This window comes from Bacillus sp. S4, assembly GCF_040838205.1.
In the GTDB taxonomy this organism is placed as follows: domain Bacteria; phylum Bacillota; class Bacilli; order Bacillales; family Bacillaceae_G; genus Bacillus_A; species Bacillus_A cereus_U.
In genome coordinates this window covers 1-2,472 of the sequence record NZ_JBFPJI010000422.1, presented here as the reverse complement: position 1 = coordinate 2,472, position 2,472 = coordinate 1, and the positions used below count along the sequence as shown (strand labels likewise).

Genomic DNA, 2,472 nt, shown 5'->3' with positions numbered 1-2,472 from the left:
CTTTCCAAGTTCATATTTTTAATTACATTAAATAAAGAATTGTGAGATTATCACCTAAGAGCATTAACTATAACTTCAGCAGCCTCTGCAATTAGTTGATTATCATAGGTAGCCTCTTTCTCATCTTTACTAGATAAAATTGCGATGATAATGGGTGCTCTATTCGGCGGCCAAACGATAGCAATATCATTTCGTGTCCCATAACTTCCAGCTCCTGATTTATCTCCAACTACCCAGTCAGTTGGTACGCCTGCACGAATAAGTTTGTCTCCTGTAGCATTTCCTTTCATCCACTCTGTAAGAATTTTACGTTTATCAGCTGGAAGTGCATTTCCGACCGTAAAAGCCTTAAGATTGGTAGCAATTGCTTTTGCTGTACTAGTATCACGAATGTCTCCTGGAATAGCCTCGTTTAACTCTGTCTCAAAGCGATCAGCCATAGTAACCCGATCACCCATCTGTCTAAGCGCTTTTTCATATCCCTTAGGTCCGCCTATTTTATGAAATAAAATGTTCCCTGCAGTATTATCACTGGAACGAACAGCAGCCTCTGCAATTTCTCCTAGTGCCATTCCGGTATCTACATGTTTCTCAGTAACAGGTGAATATTCCACTAAGTCGTCTTTCGTATAAGTGATAACTTCATTTAATTTCTCAATTGAGTTTTGCTGTAGCAATACTCCTGCCGCTAATGCCTTGTAGGTTGATGCAAAGGCAAATCTTTCGTTAGGTCGATAAGCAATTGTTCGATTTGTACCAGTATCAATAGCATACACACCTAATCGAGCATCAAATTTTTTCTCAAGTTGAGAGAATTCTTTATACGTCGCATGATTTTTATGTTTAACTGGTCCGGTCTTTTCTTTCGCTTCAACTTGCAATGCCCCTCCTGTAAAAGCTTCTAGACTTGTAAGACTTAAACCTAATATACCAACGCATATACCTATTTTTAGCATCCTCTTGTTTTTCAAAATCATCATTCCTTTCAAATTTTCAATACTGAAAACAAGTAGTAAATTCAATACACTGTATCCTATTTGAACACCTGTTTTTATACGTACACATAATAGACTATCTAAGAAACAAGTTTGTTCCATAAATTTAAAACCTTTTTAACTAGTAGCAGAGGTATTAACAAAAGTAAGAGATAGCAACTATGATAGCTGCTATCTCTTATTTCAAATCTTCCTTTTTCTTTAACTTATAAAGGCTTTTATATAAACAGGGTCTCTTCCCCTGAGAAAAGTGCACAAATTTTACTAATTTTGATTCGAACTATCTGTACTAGCAGCTTCACCATGTATACGTTGCTTTTTTAAATCAAAGTATACATCTAAAATTTCCTTTCCAATTATAGAATTAATTCCATTTTTATCATCATGAAGCCATGGGACTACTACAGAAAATGCTACTTCTGGATTATCATATGGGGCATATCCAACTAGTGTTAAGTTGTAACATTCCATACGTTCCCCTTTTGCATTTCTACCAATTGGATCATCTCCACCATATACAGTTTGAGCTGTCCCTGTCTTTCCTGCTGGTTTATATGGCGCATTTTTGAAATACTTCACGCCAGTTCCATCACCTTCTTGGAATACCCATCTAAATCCTTCTTTTATTCGATCAATATGTTCTTTCTTCATATCAACTCGATTTAATACGACAGGCTCTATAGAGCGTATAACTTTGCCAACTTCCTCTTCTTTTATTGATTGCTCTCGTATTTCTTGTACAATTTGGGGTTGCATTCTATATCCACCATTTGCAATAGTTGAAATATATTGTGCCAATTGCAATGGCGTATAAGTATCATACTGACCGATAGAAAAATCTAGTAAAAACCCAGGTTGACTATCTACTTTTCTAGTTTGCCCAATTATTTCATTCGGTAAATCAATACCTGTTGGTACCCCTAAACCAAATTGTTTAAAATAATAACGCATCTTATCAAATGCTTCTTGTTTAATATCCAATGAACCATTCGGTACGTAATTAACTCCCGCAATTTTTAAAGCTGTCTGGAACATGTATACATTCGAAGATACTTGTAAAGCTCGTAAATCATTAATATTACCAAATCCGGATACATTCCATGATTTCTTGGCTTGTGTACCTTTAAATTTCATCGGTGCATCATAAAATTGATCTCCTGGCTGTATTGCCCCTGTCTCATATCCAGTTAATAACGTTGCGCCTTTTACAGCTGACCCTAGCTCATACGAAGTTGTCATGTTACCTAATGCCAAATCCTCAATCTCTATTTTCCCTTCTTTTTCTACAATCTTTTTGCCTGCCATAGATAAAATCTGTCCGTTATTTGGATTTGTCATGACGACAAACGCTCGGTCCAACAGTGGCTCTGAACTCTTAAAAGCTCTCAAATTTTTCTCTATACTTTCTTCCACTTTCTTTTGTAATTCCATATCAATCGTTAATGTTAAACTACTACCACTTTTTCCTTTAGAGATT

The 2,472-nt window shown here is 35.9% G+C and carries 2 protein-coding genes; both read right to left on the bottom strand.

The window, feature by feature from the left end:
• Window positions 1-50 precede the first annotated feature (50 nt).
• A complete protein-coding gene (bla, locus tag AB3X48_RS21075; protein ID WP_372343020.1) occupies window positions 51-977 on the bottom strand; it encodes a class A beta-lactamase Bla1 in 927 nt (308 codons plus the stop codon).
• Window positions 978-1,259: 282 nt separating this feature from the next.
• Window positions 1,260-2,472, bottom strand: a 1,213-nt coding sequence (locus AB3X48_RS21070; RefSeq protein WP_367959906.1) for a peptidoglycan D,D-transpeptidase FtsI family protein, incomplete at its 5' end; no start/stop codon positions are given.

What these genes read in the sequence shown, in the direction of transcription:
- bla (WP_372343020.1), bottom strand. Translation starts at nt 977, where the DNA reads ATGATTTTGAAAAACAAGAGGATGCTAAAAATAGGTATATGCGTTGGT.